The 18,502-nt window shown below is 65.2% G+C and carries 16 protein-coding genes; 4 read left to right on the plus strand and 12 right to left on the minus strand.

The annotated features are described in order from the left end of the window. Window positions 1-8: 8 nt before the first annotated feature. The 10 genes from ftsH to glp all read right to left on the minus strand — a co-directional run bounded on the left by ftsH (window position 9) and on the right by glp (window position 10,167). Window positions 9-1,952, minus strand: a complete 1,944-nt coding sequence (gene ftsH / locus VFO25_07475; GenBank protein ID HET9342736.1) for an ATP-dependent zinc metalloprotease FtsH — start codon at window positions 1,950-1,952, stop codon at window positions 9-11. Window positions 1,953-1,999: 47 nt separating this feature from the next. Further along, window positions 2,000-2,566 (minus strand): hypoxanthine phosphoribosyltransferase, encoded by a 567-nt coding sequence (gene hpt, locus VFO25_07480; protein ID HET9342737.1) that lies wholly within the window; start codon window positions 2,564-2,566, stop codon window positions 2,000-2,002. Next, window positions 2,563-4,062, minus strand: a complete 1,500-nt coding sequence (gene tilS / locus VFO25_07485) for a tRNA lysidine(34) synthetase TilS (GenBank protein HET9342738.1) — start codon at window positions 4,060-4,062, stop codon at window positions 2,563-2,565. The genes hpt and tilS overlap by 4 nt, the downstream gene beginning before the upstream one ends. Next, a complete protein-coding gene (smpB, locus tag VFO25_07490; GenBank protein ID HET9342739.1) occupies window positions 3,992-4,453 on the minus strand; it encodes an SsrA-binding protein SmpB in 462 nt (153 codons plus the stop codon). The genes tilS and smpB overlap by 71 nt, the downstream gene beginning before the upstream one ends. Next, a complete protein-coding gene (locus tag VFO25_07495; protein HET9342740.1) occupies window positions 4,446-4,874 on the minus strand; it encodes a PaaI family thioesterase in 429 nt (142 codons plus the stop codon). Before VFO25_07495 ends, smpB begins: the two co-directional genes overlap by 8 nt. A gap of 14 nt (window positions 4,875-4,888) precedes the next feature. Beyond that, entirely contained in the window at window positions 4,889-5,797 is a 909-nt protein-coding gene (locus tag VFO25_07500; protein HET9342741.1) for a tetratricopeptide repeat protein, read from the minus strand. Then, complete coding sequence (locus VFO25_07505; GenBank protein ID HET9342742.1) at window positions 5,797-6,528, minus strand: metallophosphoesterase family protein; 732 nt, start codon at window positions 6,526-6,528, stop codon at window positions 5,797-5,799. The genes VFO25_07500 and VFO25_07505 overlap by 1 nt, the downstream gene beginning before the upstream one ends. 83 nt (window positions 6,529-6,611) lie before the next feature. Beyond that, window positions 6,612-7,169, minus strand: coding sequence for a BON domain-containing protein (locus VFO25_07510; GenBank protein ID HET9342743.1), 558 nt, complete (start codon window positions 7,167-7,169; stop codon window positions 6,612-6,614). Window positions 7,170-7,171: 2 nt separating this feature from the next. After that, window positions 7,172-8,956: a molybdopterin-binding protein gene (locus tag VFO25_07515; protein HET9342744.1), complete on the minus strand. Its 1,785-nt coding sequence runs from the start codon at window positions 8,954-8,956 to the stop codon at window positions 7,172-7,174. After that, window positions 8,926-10,167: a gephyrin-like molybdotransferase Glp gene (gene glp, locus VFO25_07520; GenBank protein ID HET9342745.1), complete on the minus strand. Its 1,242-nt coding sequence runs from the start codon at window positions 10,165-10,167 to the stop codon at window positions 8,926-8,928. Before glp ends, VFO25_07515 begins: the two co-directional genes overlap by 31 nt. A gap of 181 nt (window positions 10,168-10,348) precedes the next feature. On the opposite strand from glp, the gene VFO25_07525 reads away from it, so the two are divergent. Next, window positions 10,349-11,431 (plus strand): type IV pilus twitching motility protein PilT, encoded by a 1,083-nt coding sequence (locus tag VFO25_07525; protein HET9342746.1) that lies wholly within the window; start codon window positions 10,349-10,351, stop codon window positions 11,429-11,431. An 81-nt stretch (window positions 11,432-11,512) separates the two neighbouring features. Further along, on the plus strand, window positions 11,513-12,787 hold the full coding sequence (gene serS / locus VFO25_07530) for a serine--tRNA ligase (GenBank protein HET9342747.1): 1,275 nt from the start codon (window positions 11,513-11,515) through the stop codon (window positions 12,785-12,787). 442 nt (window positions 12,788-13,229) lie between these two features. Here serS and VFO25_07535 read toward each other — a convergent pair whose 3' ends face one another. Next, a complete protein-coding gene (locus VFO25_07535; protein HET9342748.1) occupies window positions 13,230-14,042 on the minus strand; it encodes a hypothetical protein in 813 nt (270 codons plus the stop codon). Window positions 14,043-14,283: 241 nt separating this feature from the next. On the opposite strand from VFO25_07535, the gene VFO25_07540 reads away from it, so the two are divergent. Then, window positions 14,284-16,899, plus strand: a complete 2,616-nt coding sequence (locus tag VFO25_07540; GenBank protein HET9342749.1) for a zinc-dependent metalloprotease — start codon at window positions 14,284-14,286, stop codon at window positions 16,897-16,899. A 57-nt stretch (window positions 16,900-16,956) separates the two neighbouring features. Continuing rightward, a complete protein-coding gene (locus VFO25_07545) occupies window positions 16,957-17,103 on the plus strand; it encodes a hypothetical protein (GenBank protein HET9342750.1) in 147 nt (48 codons plus the stop codon). A gap of 51 nt (window positions 17,104-17,154) precedes the next feature. On the opposite strand, the gene VFO25_07550 is transcribed toward VFO25_07545, so the two are convergent. Beyond that, complete coding sequence (locus VFO25_07550) at window positions 17,155-18,492, minus strand: FAD-dependent oxidoreductase (GenBank protein HET9342751.1); 1,338 nt, start codon at window positions 18,490-18,492, stop codon at window positions 17,155-17,157. Window positions 18,493-18,502 lie beyond the last annotated feature (10 nt).

Genomic DNA, 18,502 nt, shown 5'->3' on the forward strand with positions numbered 1-18,502 from the left:
CCTACGCGCTACGCCGGCTCGGGCGGCGGGAACGGCAAGCCTTTGGGCGCGGAGCGCGGCTTCTCGGACGGCGGTTTCGCGGTCGCCGCAGCAGCCGAATCGGGCACGGTGCTCTCCGGCGCGGCGGGCTTCGCCTCGCTCGGTCGGGGGCTGTCCGAAAGCAACCGCTCTATTTCGTCTCCCTCGACCGTCTCTTTTTCGAGCAGCGCTTCGGCGAGCCGGTGGAGCTTGTCGATGTTCGTCTCGAGCAGATGGAACGCGTTCGCGTAACACGAGTCGATGATCGCTCTGACCTCGGCGTCGATCTGACTTGCGACTTCTTCCGAGTAGTTGCGCTCTTCCATGATGTCGCGGCCGAGGAAGACTTGCTCGTGCTTGCGCCCGAGCGCGAGCGGGCCGAGCTTCGTGCTCATGCCGAACTCGGTGACCATCTTGCGCGCGAGCGACGTCGCTTTTTGCAGATCGTCTTGCGCGCCCGTCGTCACTTCGTGGAAGATCAGCTCTTCCGCTGTGCGGCCGCCGAGCAGCACGGTGATGCGGTCGATGATCTCGCCTCTCGCCATCAAGAAGCGGTCCTCGGTCGGCAGCTGCATCGTATAGCCCAACGCCATGCCGCGCGGGATGATCGTTATCTTATGGAGCGGGTCCGCGTTCGGCAGCAGCTTGCCGACGAGTGCGTGGCCGCCCTCGTGGTACGCGACGATCTCCTTCTCGCGATGGCTGATGATGCGGCTGCGGCGTTCCGGTCCCGCGATGACGCGGTCGATCGCTTCCTCGCAATCGTCCATCTCGATCTGGTTCTTGTTCGCGCGCGCGGCGAGCAGCGCGGCTTCGTTGAGCAGATTTTCGAGATCAGCGCCCGAGAAGCCGGGCGTTCTGCGCGCGAGCACTTCGAGTTTTACATCGGGCGCCAGCGGTTTGTTGCGCGCGTGTACGCCGAGGATCTGCGCGCGGCCGACGACGTCGGCGCGATCGACGACCACTTGACGGTCGAAGCGGCCTGGGCGAAGCAGCGCCGGGTCGAGGACGTCGGGCCGGTTCGTCGCGGCGATCAAGATGACGCCTGTGTTGACGTCGAAGCCGTCCATCTCGACGAGCAATTGATTGAGCGTCTGCTCGCGCTCGTCGTGCCCGCCGCCGAGGCCCGCGCCGCGCTGACGACCGACCGCGTCGATCTCGTCGATGAAGACGATGCAGGGCGCGCTCTTCTTCGCTTGGTCGAACAGATCGCGGACGCGCGATGCGCCGACGCCGACGAACATCTCGACGAAGTCCGAGCCGGAGATGCTGAAGAACGGCACGCCGGCCTCACCCGCGATCGCGCGCGCGAGGAGCGTCTTGCCGCTGCCTGGCGGCCCGAGAAGCAGCAGGCCCTTCGGGATGCGTGCGCCGAGCGCTTGGAACTTCTTCGGATACTTGAGGAACTCGACGACTTCGGCGAGCTCTTGCTTGGCCTCATCGACGCCGGCGACGTCGGCGAACGTGACTTTCGGCCGGTTCTCGGAGTGCAGCTTCGCGCGGCTGCGCCCGAACGAGAGCGCCTGGTTGCCCCCCGATTGCGCCTGCCTGAAGACGAACAGAATGATGATGATGACGAGGACGAACGGTCCGATCGTCGTCAGCAAGAAGTATGTGTTCTGGTTCGTGTTGTTCGTGTCGAACTGGAAGCGCACGTCGTGCGACTTCAGCTCTTTCGCGAGATCGTTCTCGACGCCGGCCTGGATCGGGATCGTCTCGGTCGTCCCGTTGCGCTTGAACGTGACCGAATTCTGGCCGATGACGACGACGTCTTGGAACGACTGCGGTTGCGTGTCGACCATCTGGATGAAATCGCTGTAGGTCGGAGGCTTTTGCGCCTGGCCGCCTTTCGTCTGCATGTACCAGACATACGACAAGCCGATTATCGCCAAGAAGACCGCTGACCAGATGATGTTGCGAACGAGTCTCGCCAAAGGGAGTGTCTCCTGCCCGGCCAGCCGTGACCGGGACGTCCGTCCTACTATATACGTTCGGCGGACGTCTGAAGTTTACATATATAAGGGAGATTTCTGAACCGTTCTTGGTGGTCTAAACCGTAACCTACCAGGAAGGCGTCGGGGGCGTCCAGACCTACGAAATCAACTGTGACGCCTTCGTGCCTGTGGAACGGTTTATCGAGCAGGACGCACGCCCGCAGGCTGGCGGGGCCATGGCTGCGGATCGCAGCCAACAGGCGACCGAGCGTCACACCTTCATCGACGATATCCTCGACGAGAATGACGTGTCGTCCCTTGAGGTCGCCGTCGATATCCTTCACGATCCGAACGTCGCCGGCTCCTGTGCTTCGACCCGTTCCATACGATGTCACAATCATGAAATCGATGGTGAGCGGATAGTCGCCGAGCGCACGCATGAGATCGCCGATGAAGATCGCGGCGCCTTTGAGCACGCCGATGAGAAGCACCGGCTCGCCCGCGTATGCGACGCGGATCTGGGCCGCGATCTTTTCGATCGCGCTTGCGATCTGCTCCGCGCCGAAAACGACCTCGAGCGATTCACCGCGCCGCAGAGCCGGCTCGACCATCATACTTGATGTATCGGCAGCGGCGGTTCCCAACGGACTTCGATCACCCGTCGACCCGGACGAGCCGCAAAAGCGGCGCTCGCGCGCACGCCGACCGCCGCGGCGATCGAGCCGTTCTTGCAGAGCAGCGGCACGTGGCGACGCTGTTCGAGCGGTAGCCCGGCTTTGCCAAGAAAACGCGCCATCCCGACGGTGCCGCGCCTGCCGGCGGGGACGAAACGGTCGCCAGTCCGCGGCGATCGCACGACAAGCTCCGCGCCGGGCGGCAGCAGCTCGGAGTCGAGTAGGATGGTACGAGAAGCCGGCGCACGCTCGTCACCAGATCTACGAGCGGCTCGGGCCGCGATACGACGCATGGTGATCGAGCCGCCGCCCCAGGCGATGTTCAGCCTCGTGCACGGTGCCGCGATGGTGAGCGCTTCGCCGTCGCGCGAGCGCCGGCTCGCCGCGATCGGCGTGAACGTCGCGCGCCCTGCCGACAGTTCGGCCTTCGCACGCCCGGCGTGAAACGACCCGCCGCGACGCGTACGGATCGCGCTCGCGATCGCGGCGCAGTGCGCGAACGTGAAATCGCGCGCGACGCCTGCGACGCGGCGGACTTCGATCCGGAGGACGCGCCGCAAGAGGGCGTCGGGCAACCGGCGGAGTTCCGACGCGACGAGCGACGCGCCGTCGCGCGAGCGCACGCGCCGCCACGCCGAGGCAGCGACCGCGTCGAGCAGCGCCTTGTCGTCGTTGGCGATCGCCGCGCCGCGCGCGATCGCTTGACGCGAACCCGGCGCGATCGATTCGAGATCGAGCAGCACCCGGCGGATCGCGTTGCGCCGGAAGCGATCGTCCGCGTTCGTCTCGTCCTGCGCGACCGCAACACCGTTCAGCCGCGCGTACTCGGCCAAGAGCGCTTTCGGCGCCCACAAGAGCGGCCGGACGATGTCGACATCTGCGCCGATCGACCGGCGCGGCCGCATCGCAGCGATGCCATCGATGCCGCTTCCGCGGAGCAGCGCCATGAGCGATGACTCGGCGACGTCGTCGCGTTGATGACCTGCGATCACGATAGAAGCGCGTTGCGACCGAGCGAACTCGGCGAGCGCCTTATAGCGCCGTGCGCGAAGGCGCGCCTCGGGTGAACTGCCTTCATCCACCTCACCGGCAAGACGAACGCTCGCGAGCTCGGCGCCGGATGCCCGCGCTTGCGCTTTCACCGCGCGCTTGTCTTTGGTGATATTCGCTCGGGGGCGCACGTCGTGGTCGACGTAACAGGCGATCAACTGCGCGGTTGGTCGAGCGCTTCGAACCGCGAACAGAGCGGCGGCGCTGTCCGAGCCCCCGGAGCATGCGACGACGATCCTCGATGGGCCGCTCGGAATGCCGAGCATGTCGCAGGCGGTGCGGACGCGCGTTTCGACGTCGTCGATCAGCCGCGCGTCAGCCTCGTCGCGCGACTCGTTCGATCTCGCGACGGACTTCGCGTTCTTTGATCGCTTGCCGCTTGTCATGCGTTTTCTTTCCGCGCCCGAGCCCCAGTTCCACCTTGACGTTGCCGCGTTTGAAATAGGCGCGCAGGGGGATGAGGGTGAGCCCCTTCTCTTGGATCGTGCCGACGAGCCGTTTGATCTCGAGGCTGTGGAGGAGCAGCTTGCGATCGCGCTTCGGCTCGTGCTGCGAGAAGAACGTGCCGCGATCGTACGGCGGTATGTGGACGTTCACGAGCCACGCTTCGCCGTTGCGCAACCGGACGAAACCGTCGCCGAGGCTGCAGCCGCCGGCCCGCATGCTCTTGACTTCCGTGCCCGTGAGCACGATGCCGGCCTCGATCTTGTCGACGAAAGAGTATTCGTGATAGGCGCGCCGGTTCGAGGCGATCGGCTTGATGCCGTCGTCAGCCACCGTCGCGGCCGCCTTCTTCGGTCCCGAGCTCCGTCAAGAACCGCGCTTTGCCTTCGGCGTACAGCGTGCCGTCTTCGCCGCGCAGCGTGCTCTCCATCTCCATGACGCGCCCGCGGCGGCCCTGCACCTTGCCTTCGACCACAAGCGGCGCGTCGGTCGGCACGGCTTTGCGGAAGCGCACTTCGATCCGCGCCGTCACCGCGCGCTCGCCCGCGGCGATCGCCGCATGCGCCATCGCTTCGTCGAGCAGCGTCGCGACGATGCCGCCGTGCATGATATTCGACCAGCCGCCGAATTCGCGCCGCGGCACGACGCGGCTTTTCGCCGTGCCGTCGCCGTAGTCGAAGGTCATCCGAAGTCCGGTCGCGTTGTCGGGCCCGCAAGCGAAACAGCGCCGGTCGTCGGCCAGGCGCGGCTTCATCGGCTCCGTCGGCTTCATTGTATCTTGCCGGCGCGGATGCGATCGAGCTGCGCTTTCGCGTACTCCGGCTCTTCGCCGAACGTCACCGCGTCCGCATAGGCCTTCTTCGCGAGCTCGAGCTCGTGGAGCTTGAGGTAGAGATCGCCGAGGAGCGGCAATCCGAACTGGCCGGCCTCGCCGACGTGGCCGCCGTCGAGATCGATCGCGGTCTTCAAATACGCGACGCCGGCGTCGTACTGGCCGAGATCTTCCATGACCGAGCCGAGGTGGAAGTATGCGTCCGCGTAGCCGGGGATGAGGTTCGGGATGTCGATGAGATACGTCAGCGCGCGCTGCGGGTCGCGCAGATCGTTCTGATAGATGCCCGAGAGGTACTCGAGCGCGAGGATATCGTGCGGCTCCGATGCGATGGCCGAGAGAAATTCCGCCTTCGCGCGATTCGTCGACTCCTCACCGAGCCGATAGATGCCGAGCCCGACGTGAGCGCCGGCGAGCGTGGGCTCGGACGCGACCGCTGCGTCGAGCGCGTCTTTCGCGTCGCTCGACCTCTGCGGCACCGTCTGCGCCTCGAAGAGGTATGTGTAGGCGAGGCGGGTCTGCGCGATGGCGTCCTTCGGATGTTTGACGACCTCGTCTTCCTCATCGTTCGCGAGCGAATCGAGCGCGTCTGGACCGACGTTGCTCACCGCCGCGTTCATGAGCGAGAGCGCGAGCGAATCGGTCGGCGCGATCTTCAGCGCCGCGTTGAAGTCGGTACGCGCATCATCGAAGCGCTTGCCGTAGAACGCCGCGAGCCCCGTGTTGAGATCGGATACGAAAGCATGGTCCGTGTAAGGATCGGCGTTCGACGCCGCGGCGAGCGCCGGCGCGCACGACATCGTCGCACCCACGATCAAGAGCGCTGCAGCGATCGAGGTCTTCATCAATATCCGAGCGCCAGCCGGTCGGCGAGCTGCGAGGGAAGTCGAGCGCTTTCGATCCGCTCCTGGACCGCACGCACGTCGTACGTCACCCTCCGCACGTCGACGTATGCCTCGTCGACGTCGATCACGGCGAACGCCGCCTGCGGATTCCGGTCGCGCGGCTGGCCGACGCTGCCGGGGTTGACGATGTAACGATATTCGTCGGATATGTCGATCCGTCCGCCGTGGAGCAGACGCTGCTGGAACGTCCGGCCCGACTTCTCTTGGTAGTAGACCTCGGCGATGTGGCTGTGGCCGACGAACGTCAGCGACGCGTCCGTGCGCCCGAACGCCGCCTGCGCATCGACGACGTCGAGGATGTAATCGAAGTGGTAGACCGGCGCGCCGTGGACGATGTCGAACGTCGGAAACGTCCGGACTCGCGGCAGCGAGGCCAAATATTCGAGGTGTTCGCGCGACAGCGCGGCTCGATTCCACTCGATCGCCTCGCGCGCGAGCGGACTGAAGTAGTCGATGCCGGACTCGTTCGCGGCAGCCTCATCGTGATTGCCGGCGATCGAGACGCAGTTCCGTCCGATGAGCGTCGCGCAGCACTCGTTCGGGCTCGGGCCGTAACCGACGATGTCACCAAGACAGATCAGGCCGTCGATCTGCAGCGAGTCCAACTCGCCGAGGACGGCAGAAAGTGCTTCCATGTTCGAATGGACGTCGGAAATGATGCCGTAGCGCATAAGAGCGGTGGGGGATCGCCTCGTAAGCTGCGGGTGTTTCTCGTCGCCGGCGACGCCTACCTTTGGTCGATATCTTCAGCCCACTACTTGACTATCGCGAGTTTGTCGACCACCGATGTCACGCCTTTGACGCCGTGGACCGTTTGATCAACGACCGCCTTGTGCGCCGGCGATGGCACGTGCCCCGTCAGCGTCACGACGCCGCGATGCACGTCGACGTGGATGTCCGCCGCGTTGACACCCGTCTGCGCGACGAGCGCGCCGTGCACTTTCGCCGATAGCGCCAGATCTGCTTCGATTTCTGCCGCCGTCGGCGCAGATGCATCGACGACGACTTGATCGTCGAGCGTCTCGACGCCCTTGACGCTGCGCGCCGCCTTGTCGATAGCTGCGCGTTCACCCATATTCGCGATCTTGCCGGTGAGCGTCACGACACCGTTGCTGCTGGAGACGTGTACGAGACCGACCGTCGCGGCGTCGATGCCGGCGATGGTCACTTGCACCTGAGCGGCGAGCAGTGCGTCATCTCCAGCCGAGCGCGCCTTATCGGTTCCGTTCTGACCGCAGTCGACGAGCGACAGAGCCAGCGCGATAACTGGTATGCTCGCGATCGCGCGCAGAGCTTGCAAACGTGCTTCCATTGTTATCCGACCTCCGAGCCCATACCGATGTATTCCCATCCGAGGGCACCGCTAGCGCTGGCAACCGCTCCGAGCGCCGCCGGAACGGCGATCGCCCAAGGAAAGCGATGACCCGGCCCGTCCTCCCACACGATCGCATAAAGCGCCGGCTTGCCCTCTTCGAACGCAAGCGCGAACTGTTCCGCGAGGAATTTCGTGGTCCTCGCCGACGTGCGCATTCCGGCCGCGATCGATGCGGCCGTTTCCCAGGGGTCCTCCGAGGTCCGACGCTCGAGCTCGACGGCCGCACCAGTGCTCGAGTGGCTTGCGCTGCGCGCTTTAGCGATACCCTCCCGGCGCGACCCGATGACGAGCAGCGTGCGACCTTTTCCCAAACGTGCTTGGACGCGCTCGAATGAACCGTCGCGCACGATGATGCCTGCGGCATCGGCCGTACCTTCTTCGAGCGCCTCGCCGCTCTCGTCAGCCGTCCACCGGCAGCGGAATCCCGCGAGCGCGGCGAGCTCCTCGATGAGCGGATCGTATGGACCGGCGAAAAGCGGCATCGATGTGTCGTCGCTTTCGCGCAGCGGCGTCCATTCGACGGCCACGTGACGCACGTGATGCGCCGTGCCGCTTCGCAGACGAAAGCGCGCGTCGGCGCGCGCGAGACGATAGAGGCCGCCGCCGATGTCCGGCAGCGGATCGACGATCGCGCGCGGGCTGCCGGGCGCGGTGAGCACCGTCGCGAGCGGCCATTCGTCGCGCGAACCATCCGTGTCGACATCTCTCGCGAGTCGTGCGCGCCGCGCCTGCGTATCGGCGAAACCGCCGAGCCTTCGGAGCAGCGGCGCGACGTACGCTTCGAAAGCGAAATGGCACGACGCCGGATAGCCGGGCAGGTTGACGATCGCGACGCCGCCGCTGTGTCCGAGGATCACCGGCCGCCCAGGTCGCGTCGCGACGCCGCGGACGTCGATCGCACCGACCCGTTCGATCGTGCGCGCGCCGCGATCGCGCGCGCCGTTCGAAGAGCCGGCCAGCAGCGCGACGACGTCGGAGTTGGCGACCGCGTCCGTCAATGCATCGAGAAGCGCGCCGTCGTCATCGGCGATGACAGCCGTCACCGTGACCTCCGCGCCGAGCGCGCGCGCGGCTGCGGCGATCATGGGCGAATTGCTGTCGATGACGGAGCCGGGCTTCGAAGGGGCTCCCGCCGCGACGACCTCGTCGCCGCTCGGGATGACGGTGAGACGCGGCTTGCGCACGACGTCGATGGTCGTGCAGCCGCTCGCGATGAGCGCGGCGCAATCGACCGGACGCAATGCGACGCCCGGCCAACCGATCGCGACTCCTGGGGGCACGTCGTCACCCGGGAGGCGAACGTGTTTTCCGATCGCGATGCGCTCTGCCACGACGATCGTCTGACCGTCGACCACGACAGCCTCGATCGGGATCACCGCGTCCTTGTCGCGCGGCACCTTCGCGCCGGTGTCGACCGGCGTCGCATCAGTGCCTAACGTCAAGCGTTTTGGATTTGCCGCCGACGCATCGCGGAGGTCGGCGGCGCGCACCGCGAAACCGTCCATCGCAGCAGCACGATACGTCGGACAGGGTTCTTTCGTGCGCGTGACGTGCGCGGGCGCGCGCCCGACGGCGTCGTGGAGCGCGATCGCCTCGGCCGCAAGTCGATCCGGACATCCGGCGTCGCGCAGGTGCGTCCACCACGTCCGCACGGCCTCGGCGAACGGCGTCGCGTGCGGCGCGCCGCCGTCCGTCACGGCCGCGGCGGAGCGCTTAGCGGCCACGCGTCGACGCTCGTGCCGGCGTCGATGCGGCCGATGCCGAGCGGCACGGTGACAAGCGCGTCGGCGAACGCGAGGATGTGCATCATCGCCGACGTGCCGAACAGGGGCCGCGCGCGGACCTCGCCGTTATCGCGATGGAGCGCGACCGGAATGCGGTGTTCGAGCGTCGGGCTCACGTCGATCGTCTGCGAGAGGATCGCTCGCACGGCGACGTCGTTCGGCATTCGGTCGAGCATCCGCAGCAAGATCGGCTTGCCCAAAGTCTCGAGCATGACGAGCGCGGAAACGGGATTGCCGGGAAGTCCGATCACGGGCTTGTCGCCGACCGCACCGAGCACGGTCGGACGACCGGGTTTCGCCCGGACGTGATGGACGATGACGCCGGGCGGCCCGGCGGCCTGCACGACGTCGGGGGTGAAGTCGCGCTCGCCCGCCGACGATCCGCCCGAGATGACGACCGCATCGCACTCGTCGAGCGCGCGTTTGAAGGCTGCTTCAAATGTCGTGCGGATATCGGGAACGCGATCGTACTGCACGGGCTCGAACCCCATCGCCGCAAGCGCCCCCGCGAGCGAGAAACGGTTGATATCCCGGATCTCTCCGGGATGGATGGGATCGCCCGGCGCGACGAGCTCGTCGCCGGTGAGCAGCATGCCGACGCGCGGCCGTTCGTAGACGTCAATCGTATCGATCCCGGCGCCCGCGAGCATCCCGACGCGAGCCGGCGTCAAAACTGTCGCCGAATCGAAGAGCAGATCGCCGCGGCGCACATCGGCGCCGCTGCGGGTGATGTTGTGCTCGGCATCGGAAGCGTCGCGTACGGTCGCGATGCGATCGTACTCTTCCGTATCCTCGATCATGACCGCAGCATCGGAGCCGGGCGGCAAGGCGCCCCCGGTCGAGATGCGCATGGCCTGACCGCGCGCGATCGGGCCCGGCGGCGCGGCGCCCATCGCCACTTCGCCGACGACTCTCACCGTCGCAGGTCTTTCCCGCGATGCACCGGCGACATCGTCTGCGATGACGGCGTAGCCGTCGACGCGCGATCTCGAGAACGGAGGCACGTCCTCGACGGCCTGGATCGGGCCTGCGAGCGTACGCCCGACGGCGTCACGCACGCTCACGCGGACAGTTCTAGCGCGGCGGAGTGGGACCTCAGCCATCGCCGCAAGTGCTTCGGCGATGGTGACGCGGTTGCGCGGGACCTCGATTAGTGGCGTCGCTCACACCCTCCGAGAGCGGCCGCACGGCGGCCGATATTTTTAACGTGGGGGACTTCGCCACGCGCCCGCGCCGTGCGAGCCTGGCATCCTTTGTCGCGGCCCGATAGCGACCCTCGCTCCGCGCCCGAACCGCTCGCGTAAAATTGGAGGCTCGATGTATCCGGTCAAGATGGATGACTTGCTGAAGGCGACCGTCGAGAAGGGAGCTTCCGACCTACATCTCGTCGTCGGCAGCCCGCCGATGATCCGGCTTCACGGCCGTCTCGAACCGCTCACGACGGATAACGTGTCGCCGGCTGTCGCGCAAGAGCTCATCATGTCCATCACCAAGAAGGAAGAGACCGATGCGCTCATCGAGCATCGCGAGGTCGACTTCGCGTACTCGCTGCCTGGTGTGTCGCGCTTCCGCGTCAACGCGTGCTATCAGCGCGACAGCATCAGCGCCGTCATGCGAGCGATTCCCGGCCTGCCGCCGGCGCTCGAGGAGATGGACCTCCCCCCGATCGTCGCCGAAGTGACGAAGAAACCGCGCGGACTTGTCGTCGTCACGGGCCCGACGGGATCGGGCAAATCGACGACGCTCGCCGCGATGATCAACTTCATCAACCGTCGTGAGGCGGTACGGATCGTCACGATCGAAGACCCGATCGAATTCCTCCATCAGAACATCAAGGCGGTCATCAGCCAGCGCGAAGTCGGACGCGATACACTCTCGTTCAAGAACGCGCTTCGCTCCGCGCTTCGCCAGGATCCCGATGTCATACTCGTCGGTGAGATGCGCGATCTCGAGACGATCTCGCTCGCGCTCACCGCTGCCGAAACGGGCCATCTCGTCTTCGGTACGCTTCACGTCACGTCCGCACCGGAGTCGATCAACCGCATCGTCGACGTCTTCCCGCCCGAGGCGCAGGAGCAAGTGCGCCTACAACTCGCGGGCGTGCTCGAAGCGGTTTTCACGCAGACGCTCGTTCCGCGTGTCACCGGCGACGGCCGAGTATGCGCGATGGAGATCCTCGTCGGCACACCCGGCGTGCGCAACCTCATCCGCGAGAACAAGCCCGCGCAGATGATGAACGCTATCCAGACCGGCTCGTCGGTCGGCATGATGTCGCTCGAGAAGAGCTTGGCGGCGTTCGTCGCTGACGGTCGGATCTCGCTCGAAGCGGCGCTCGAGAAATCGTCGCACCCCGACGAGCTCAAGCGGATGTGTTCGGAGAGCGCTCCGAAGACGCGCTTCGCCTCCAACTTCTAACGCATCGACGGGTCGCTTGTAGCGGTCGTGCTTTAGCTCGACCGAGTAGGGCATGGACCGCTCGTCCGATAATAGCGGCCCATGCTCGACCGCGCGCTCATAAGAGAAAATCCAGACCGCGTCCGGCGCGCGCTGGGCCGCCGCCAGCTTTCGAGCGCCGTCGTCGACGAGTATCTCGAAATCGATCAGCGTTGGCGCGCCGCCGTCACCGCGCTCGACGTCTTGAAGTCCGAGCGCAATAAGCTCTCGGCCGAGTTCGCCGCGGCAAAAGGGAAAGCGCCCGACGTGCTTGCGGCGCTGCGCGAGCAGTCCACGAAGATCGGCGAGCGCATCAAAGAGCGGGAGCACGAAGCGACCGCGCTCGATGTGCGGCTCGCCGCGCTGCTCGCCAACGTGCCGAACGTCCTCGCCGACGACGTGCCCGACGGCGCCGACGAACGCGCGAACGTCCAGCTGCGGGCCCACGGCACGCCGCCGGCGCTGGGATTCGAGCCTCGCCCGCACTGGGAGATCGGCGAGCGGCTCGGCATACTCGATTTCGAACGCGGCGTATCGCTCGCGCGCAGCCGCTTCACGGTTCTCACCGGCCTCGGGGCGCGGCTAAACCGTGCGCTCGTCAACTTCTTCCTGGAACGGAACACGGCGGCAGGGTTCACGGAGATCGCGCCTCCTTTGCTCGTCAATCGGGAGAGCGTCGAGGCGACCGGTCACCTATCGAAGTTCAGCGACCTCATGTTCTCGGTCGAAGACGGCTCGCTGTTCCTCTCGCCGACGTCGGAGGTGCAGCTCGTCAATCTCCATCGCGGCGAGACGCTCGAGAACGGCGCCTTGCCGAAACTCTACACGGCCTATACGGCGTGCTTCCGCGAAGAGGCCGGCGCCGCTGGCAAAGATACGCGCGGACTGATCCGCCAGCACCAGTTCGAAAAAGTCGAACTCGTCTCGCTGTGCCGCCCCGAGGAGAGCGCTGCGATCCACGAACGGATCGTCGCGTTAGCCGAAAGCTTGCTACGCGCGCTCGAGCTGCCGCACCGCGTGATGCTCCTGTCTTCCGGCGATACCGGGTTCGCGTCGCAGAAAACGTACGACATCGAAGTCTGGCTGCCCGCGCAGAACACGTATCGCGAGATCTCGTCGTGCAGCAATTGCGGCGATTTCCAAGCCCGGCGCGCCAACATCCGCTATCGCCCCGGACCGAAATCGCGACCGGAGTTCGTCCATACGCTCAACGGCTCGGCGCTCGCCGTCGGGCGGACGCTTGTCGCGATACTCGAGAATTATCAACAGGCCGACGGATCGGTCCGCGTTCCCCATGTCCTCAAGCCGTACATGAACGGCGTCGACGTCATCGCCTGACCGCAACCATCACAGGGAGCGGTCGAGATTTATCTCGACCGCCGCGGCCTGACGGTACTGATTACAGTCAAGACCGACCGTACGTTCGGAATTGTGCGGTTTCAGACAAAGTAGTACCGTTTATTCTGTGGGGCAGCCAACCTCACGGAAAGCCGTCGTCATGATATGCGACATATGCGGCGAGGACAGGTCTGGCATCATCATGATTGTCGATCAAGACGGACGCTATGTAGTCTGTCCTGATTGCGCGCGTCTCATGCCACCATCGTTCTGGAAACAGGAGCCACGCGAGCCCGAGGAATCGGACGAGCAGACCGGATAGCTACGGCTCTGCGTTCTATGCGGCGCTTCCCAGCCATCTTCTCCCAGTGCCCTGACGACTTCGCGACCTCGCTATGAAAGGCCGCGGCGGTCGAGATAAATCTCGACCGCTCCCTTTATCTTATGTATGTGTCGGTGATGGCGAGGCCATCGCGGTAGGCGATGGAGACGGCGTCGCGGTCGCAAGGCCGGGCGCGGGTGCCGCCGACGAGCCGGGCGCGGGCATGGCGAAGATCGAATCGTCTATCGCGACGTTCACTTGCTCCGATGTGATCGTCTCAACTGTCGTGCCTAGTCCAGGCGAGGTAGTCACGACCGTCTTGGGGTAACGTTCGCCTGCCGAACCAACCTGGTAGTTCGAAAGGTTCGCCGATTGCTCCGTATCGCTAACCTTAGTGATAAAGTACGTGGCCGGATCGACGAGCATAGTCGCCTCAGGGCAATCCTTTTCGATGACGTCCAAGGACTCATATTCTTTGCCGTCGACCGTCGCTCTGCTCGACCGCACGGACATCACCGGCGGACCCGCGGCCGATTGTAGCAGCGTGAGGATCGGGTCGATCGCCTGGCAGCGAAAAGTAGATAAATCGCTGCCGCTCATCTCCTGGACGTGTCCGTAGGAGTCGCGCACCCAGCCACGCGTACCATCAAATCCGTAAGTCTCGGTTATACGCATCGCGGGTACTTGGACGACTCGGACCAGTCGATTGGGCCGTTCGTAGGTCATCGTTATCGTCGCTGCCTCGCCCTGGAATGGCAATGAGACGACGACGACGCGCGTCTTGATCGAATCGAGAACGGCACTGCCGCCGTACGCTTCGATCATCTTCGCGATGACCGGATTTATCTTCGTCGCGCCGGCAGACGGAGCGACGGATGCGATCGCCGCCACGACAAGGGCGGCGCAGACCAGGCCGAAAGCTCTCGCTCTCATGCGTTTTCCTCAGGATGACTCTAGATGATTGCGGGACGTGGGTCGCAAGCCGCCCCAAATCATCGTGCGTGAAAAGCGCCTGAAAGGCCTTCCGCGCTCGCACGCCCACACTGCAAGGAACCTACGCCGGACGGTGAACTGTGGTCTTCGGCGCACGGACGTTCCGGTCCGTGCGATTCCGCAATCATCTAACGCACCGAGAGGCATTTCTCGTTCCGCGCTGACTGGGGGTAGTTCTTCCATGAGACGATTTTTCTATGCGACGCTGGCGGTGCTCGCGCTCTTCGTCGCGCCCGCGACCGTAAGAGCCGATGATTCGGGCGGTGGCGGTGGACCCGCGCCGTATGCCGATTTCACGAAGGGCGCCCAGGCCCAGCGCGGATTGTTCACCGTGTGGCGCAAGGACGGCAAAGTGTTCCTCGAGCTCTCGCCCAAGCAGCTCGACGTCGACTTCATCCAGACGGCGGTACCGCGCAACGGCATCGGCGGCTACTTCTTCTTCAACGGCTCGACCGATTTCGCGCCCGCGCGTCTCATCCGCTTCACGAAGGTCGACGACAAAGTAGCGATCTCATGGCCGAACACCGATTTCATCGCGACGAACGATTCCGCGGCGCTCGCGATCTCGCAGACGTTCGCGTCGTCGACCGTCGACGTCGCGCCGATCGCCTCGACTGACGACGCGACCGGCGACGTCGTCTTTGACGCGTCGCCGTTCCTCGGCGACATTCTCGACATCGCCACGACGTTGAAGAATGTCCTTAACGTCCAAGATCCGGAGAACGGCTACCGGCTCGATCCGCAGCGCACGTACTTCGGCCCGACGAAGGCGTTCCCGGACAACGTCCTCATCGAGGCCGATCAGACCTTCGCATCCGATCTGCCGAACGTCATCGATAACGTTCCCGACCCGCGCTCGCTGCTCATCAAGGTCGACTACAACATCGCAAGCGCGCCGGACAACTCCGACTTCATGCCGCGGCTCGCAGACGATCGCGTCGGCTACTTCGACAACACGCATCTCGAGTTCGGTAACGACAACGTCCGCTCGCGCGATGTGCGCTACATCATCAAGTGGGATCAGCAGCCGTCGGATCCGAGCAAACGCGTTTCGCCGTCGAAACATCCGCTCGTCTTCTACTTGAGCAGCACGATCCCGCCGGAATACCGGCCGGCGGTGCGCGACGCGCTCCTCACCTGGAACAAGGCGTTCCTACCGCTCGGGATCAGCGACGCCATCGTCGTCAAGGAGCAGCCGGATCCGTCCGTCGACCCGACTTGGGACGCCGACGACATCCGCTACAACGTCGTCCGCTGGCTCACCGAGAGCAACAGCGGCGGCTTCGCGGAAGCTCAGCTCGTCTACGATCCGCGCACTGGCCAGGAGTTCCACACGGGCATCGTCATCGACGCGGATCTCATGCAGTTCGGAAGCATCTCGTATCCGTTCGAAGTGCAGCCGAACGTCACCGCGACGAAGACGTTCTCCGGCACGGAGGCGCTCTACGCGCAAGGCATGCGGCGTGAGGCGAGCTTCGGCATCGAAGCGCTCCAGATGATGGGGCTGATGAGCTACCAGGTACCCTCGCAATACAAGTACGACTTCCTCAAATCGATCGTGCTCCACGAGTCCGGCCACGACATGGGCCTGCAGCACAATTTCATCGGCTCCGACGACTACACGCAAAAAGAGCTGCAAGACAAGTCGTTCACGTCGCGCTACGGCGTCGCGACGTCGGTGATGGAGTATTCGCCGATCAACTTGTGGCCGAAGGGCTACCACCAGGGCGACTTCTACCAGCTGACCCTTGGTCCATACGACTACTACGTCATCCACTGGGGCTACGCGAAGATCGCCGGGGCACGCTCGCCGCAAGATGAGGTTCGGACCCTCAACAGCTGGGCGTCGGCTTGGTCGGATCCGCGCTATCGCTTCGCGTCAGATGAAGACGTCGCGTGGGCAGATGCGCACGCCGTCGACCCGCGCGTCAACCATTGGGATCTGTCCAACGATACGCTCGGCTGGTGCGACACGCGCATCAAGCTCGCGAGCGATCTCATCAACGGTCTCGACAAACGCTTCCCGCAGGCGGGCCAGTCGTACGAAGAAGCGCGCGATGCGTTCGGCGTCGCGATGGGCGAGTATCTGACGTGCGCGGTCATGCCCGAGCACTTCATCGGCGGAGAATGGCTGTCGCGCGCGCATGCAGGCGACCCGAAAAGCAGCGCGCCGCTGACGCCGGAACCGCGCAGCGAAGAACAGCGCGCCTTTTCGATGCTCGACCACTACGTCTTCGGCGACAGCGCGTGGCAGTTCTCGCCGAAGCTTCTCAACGGCATGACGTACGCCGAGTGGTCGCCGTTCTGGGAAAACGGCTCATGGGCGTACAACCCGTCCGACCGCCACGACATCCCGGTCGCCGAGCTCGCGGAGGGCATCCAAGACCAGGAACTCCATATCATGTTCCAGCCGCTCATGCTCAACCGCATCGACGATATGTCGCTGCGCTCGAAGCCGGGTCAGACGATGAGCCTCACCGATCTCTTCTCGTGGACGCAAGCGAGCGTCTTCGGCGATCTGCGCGGCAAGCAGATCGGATCTATCTCGCTCATCCATCGCAGCGAGCAGCAGAGCTATACGGCGCTGCTTTCAAGCTTGCTGCTCACCCCCGCGCCGGGGACGCCGTACGACGCGCAAGCGCTCGCGCGGCTCGAGCTCACCGACCTCCAGTCGAACCTGCGGTCGGCGCTCGCATCGACCAAACTCGACACGATGACCCGTGCGCACCTCGAAGACCTCCAAGTCAGGGTCGGGCGGACGCTCGACGCGCGGACGGTCGTTCCCGCGGGCGGCTAGTCCTTGTAACAAAGCGCGTTACGGGCAGGTCCATCGTGCAGAAAGGTAATCACTGCCGTGAACCTGCCCGCAACCCGGATCGGTCTCTTCGTCTTCCTCTCGGTGATCGCCGTCGCTGCCGTCGCCGGCGGTGTGGCGCTCTCGCGCCGGCCGGCTCCGGTCGAGGACGCGCTCCACGCGTATTGGGGTGCCTCGGCGGGCTAGGGCCTACGGATATGCCTTGCAAGCCGTAAAGCCGAGCGCAGCTCGGCTTTTTTAGTCCAACAGCAGGCGGGCCAAGCTCGGCAGCCCTTCGGCGTAGGTGGGATGCACGTGGACCGAGCGCTCGAGGACGCGCCACGTCGATCCGGCTTCCATGTGTGCGAGGATGACGTGGACGAGCTCGCCGGTCTCGTAGCCGACAAGCGTCGCCCCGAGGATCTTCGCGCTCTGCTTGTCGACGACGAGCCGGAAAAAGCCGACCGTTTGCCCCCACTCGACGGCGCGCGCGACGTCCCCGATCGGCAACGTGACGGCGCGCACATCGCGGCCGGTCTTGCGCGCTTCGTCCGCCGTCATCCCGACACGCGCGACCTGCGGCTCCGTAAACGTCGTGTAGGCGAGCACGCGATCATCTCGCGTCCGGATACCACCGGCGAGGATGTCTTCAAGACGACGGTGATCTTCCCAGGATACGTGGGTGAACGCCGGCTGGCCCGCGACGTCGCCGATCGCATAGACGCCGGTGCAGCTCGTCGCGAAACGCGCGTCGATCCCGATGTTGCCGCGCTTGTCGAGCGCGATGCCAGACTTCTCCGGTGCGAGCGCCTCTGCGTTCGGACGGCGGCCGACGGCGACGAGCAGCGCGTCGGCCTGCAACGTAGAACCGTCGTCGAGTTCCATCTCGAAGGCGCCGTCGTAGCGGATCGCGACCGCCTGGCGGCCGAGATGGAGCGACATGCCGTCTGCCAGCAGCCCTTGCGCGAGCGCCTCCGACGCGTCCGGTTCTTCGCGCGCGAGGACACGCGCGTTCGAATCGACGACGTGCACCTCGCAGCCGCAGCGAGCCATGCCCTGACCGAGTTCGAGCCCGATGTATCCTCCGCCCATGACGAGCAGGCGTTTCGGCAAAACGCGCTGATCGAAGAAGGTGAGGTTCGTCATGTAGGGCGTGCCGGCGAGGCCGTAAACCATCGGCACGAGCGGCGACGTGCCGGTGTCGATGACGATGAGCGGCGCTTCGAACTGTTCGCCGCCCGCCGTGACGATGCGCTCGCCGCTGAACGACGCCTCGGCTCGCACGACGCGGATCCCGGCGGCCGCGACCCGTTTCTCGACGCTCTGCATGAACTCGTCGCGTATCGCGCGCACGCGATCCATCGTCGCGCCGAAATCGACGCTGACGTCGCCGCGTACGCCGAGCTTTTCGCCGTGGCGCGCGCGGCCCGCGGTGTGCGCGGCGGCGAGGAACGCTTTCGACGGCGTGCAGCCGTAGTTGACGCACGAGCCGCCTAGGCGTCCCCGGTCGATGAGCACGACGCGCTCGCCGCGCTTCGCGCGATCGACCGCGAAGGGCACGCCTCCCTGACCGCTGCCGATGACGATGACGTCCACGCTCTCCATG

The organism is Candidatus Eremiobacteraceae bacterium, from assembly GCA_035710745.1.
GTDB lineage: Bacteria > Vulcanimicrobiota > Vulcanimicrobiia > Eremiobacterales > Eremiobacteraceae > JANWLL01.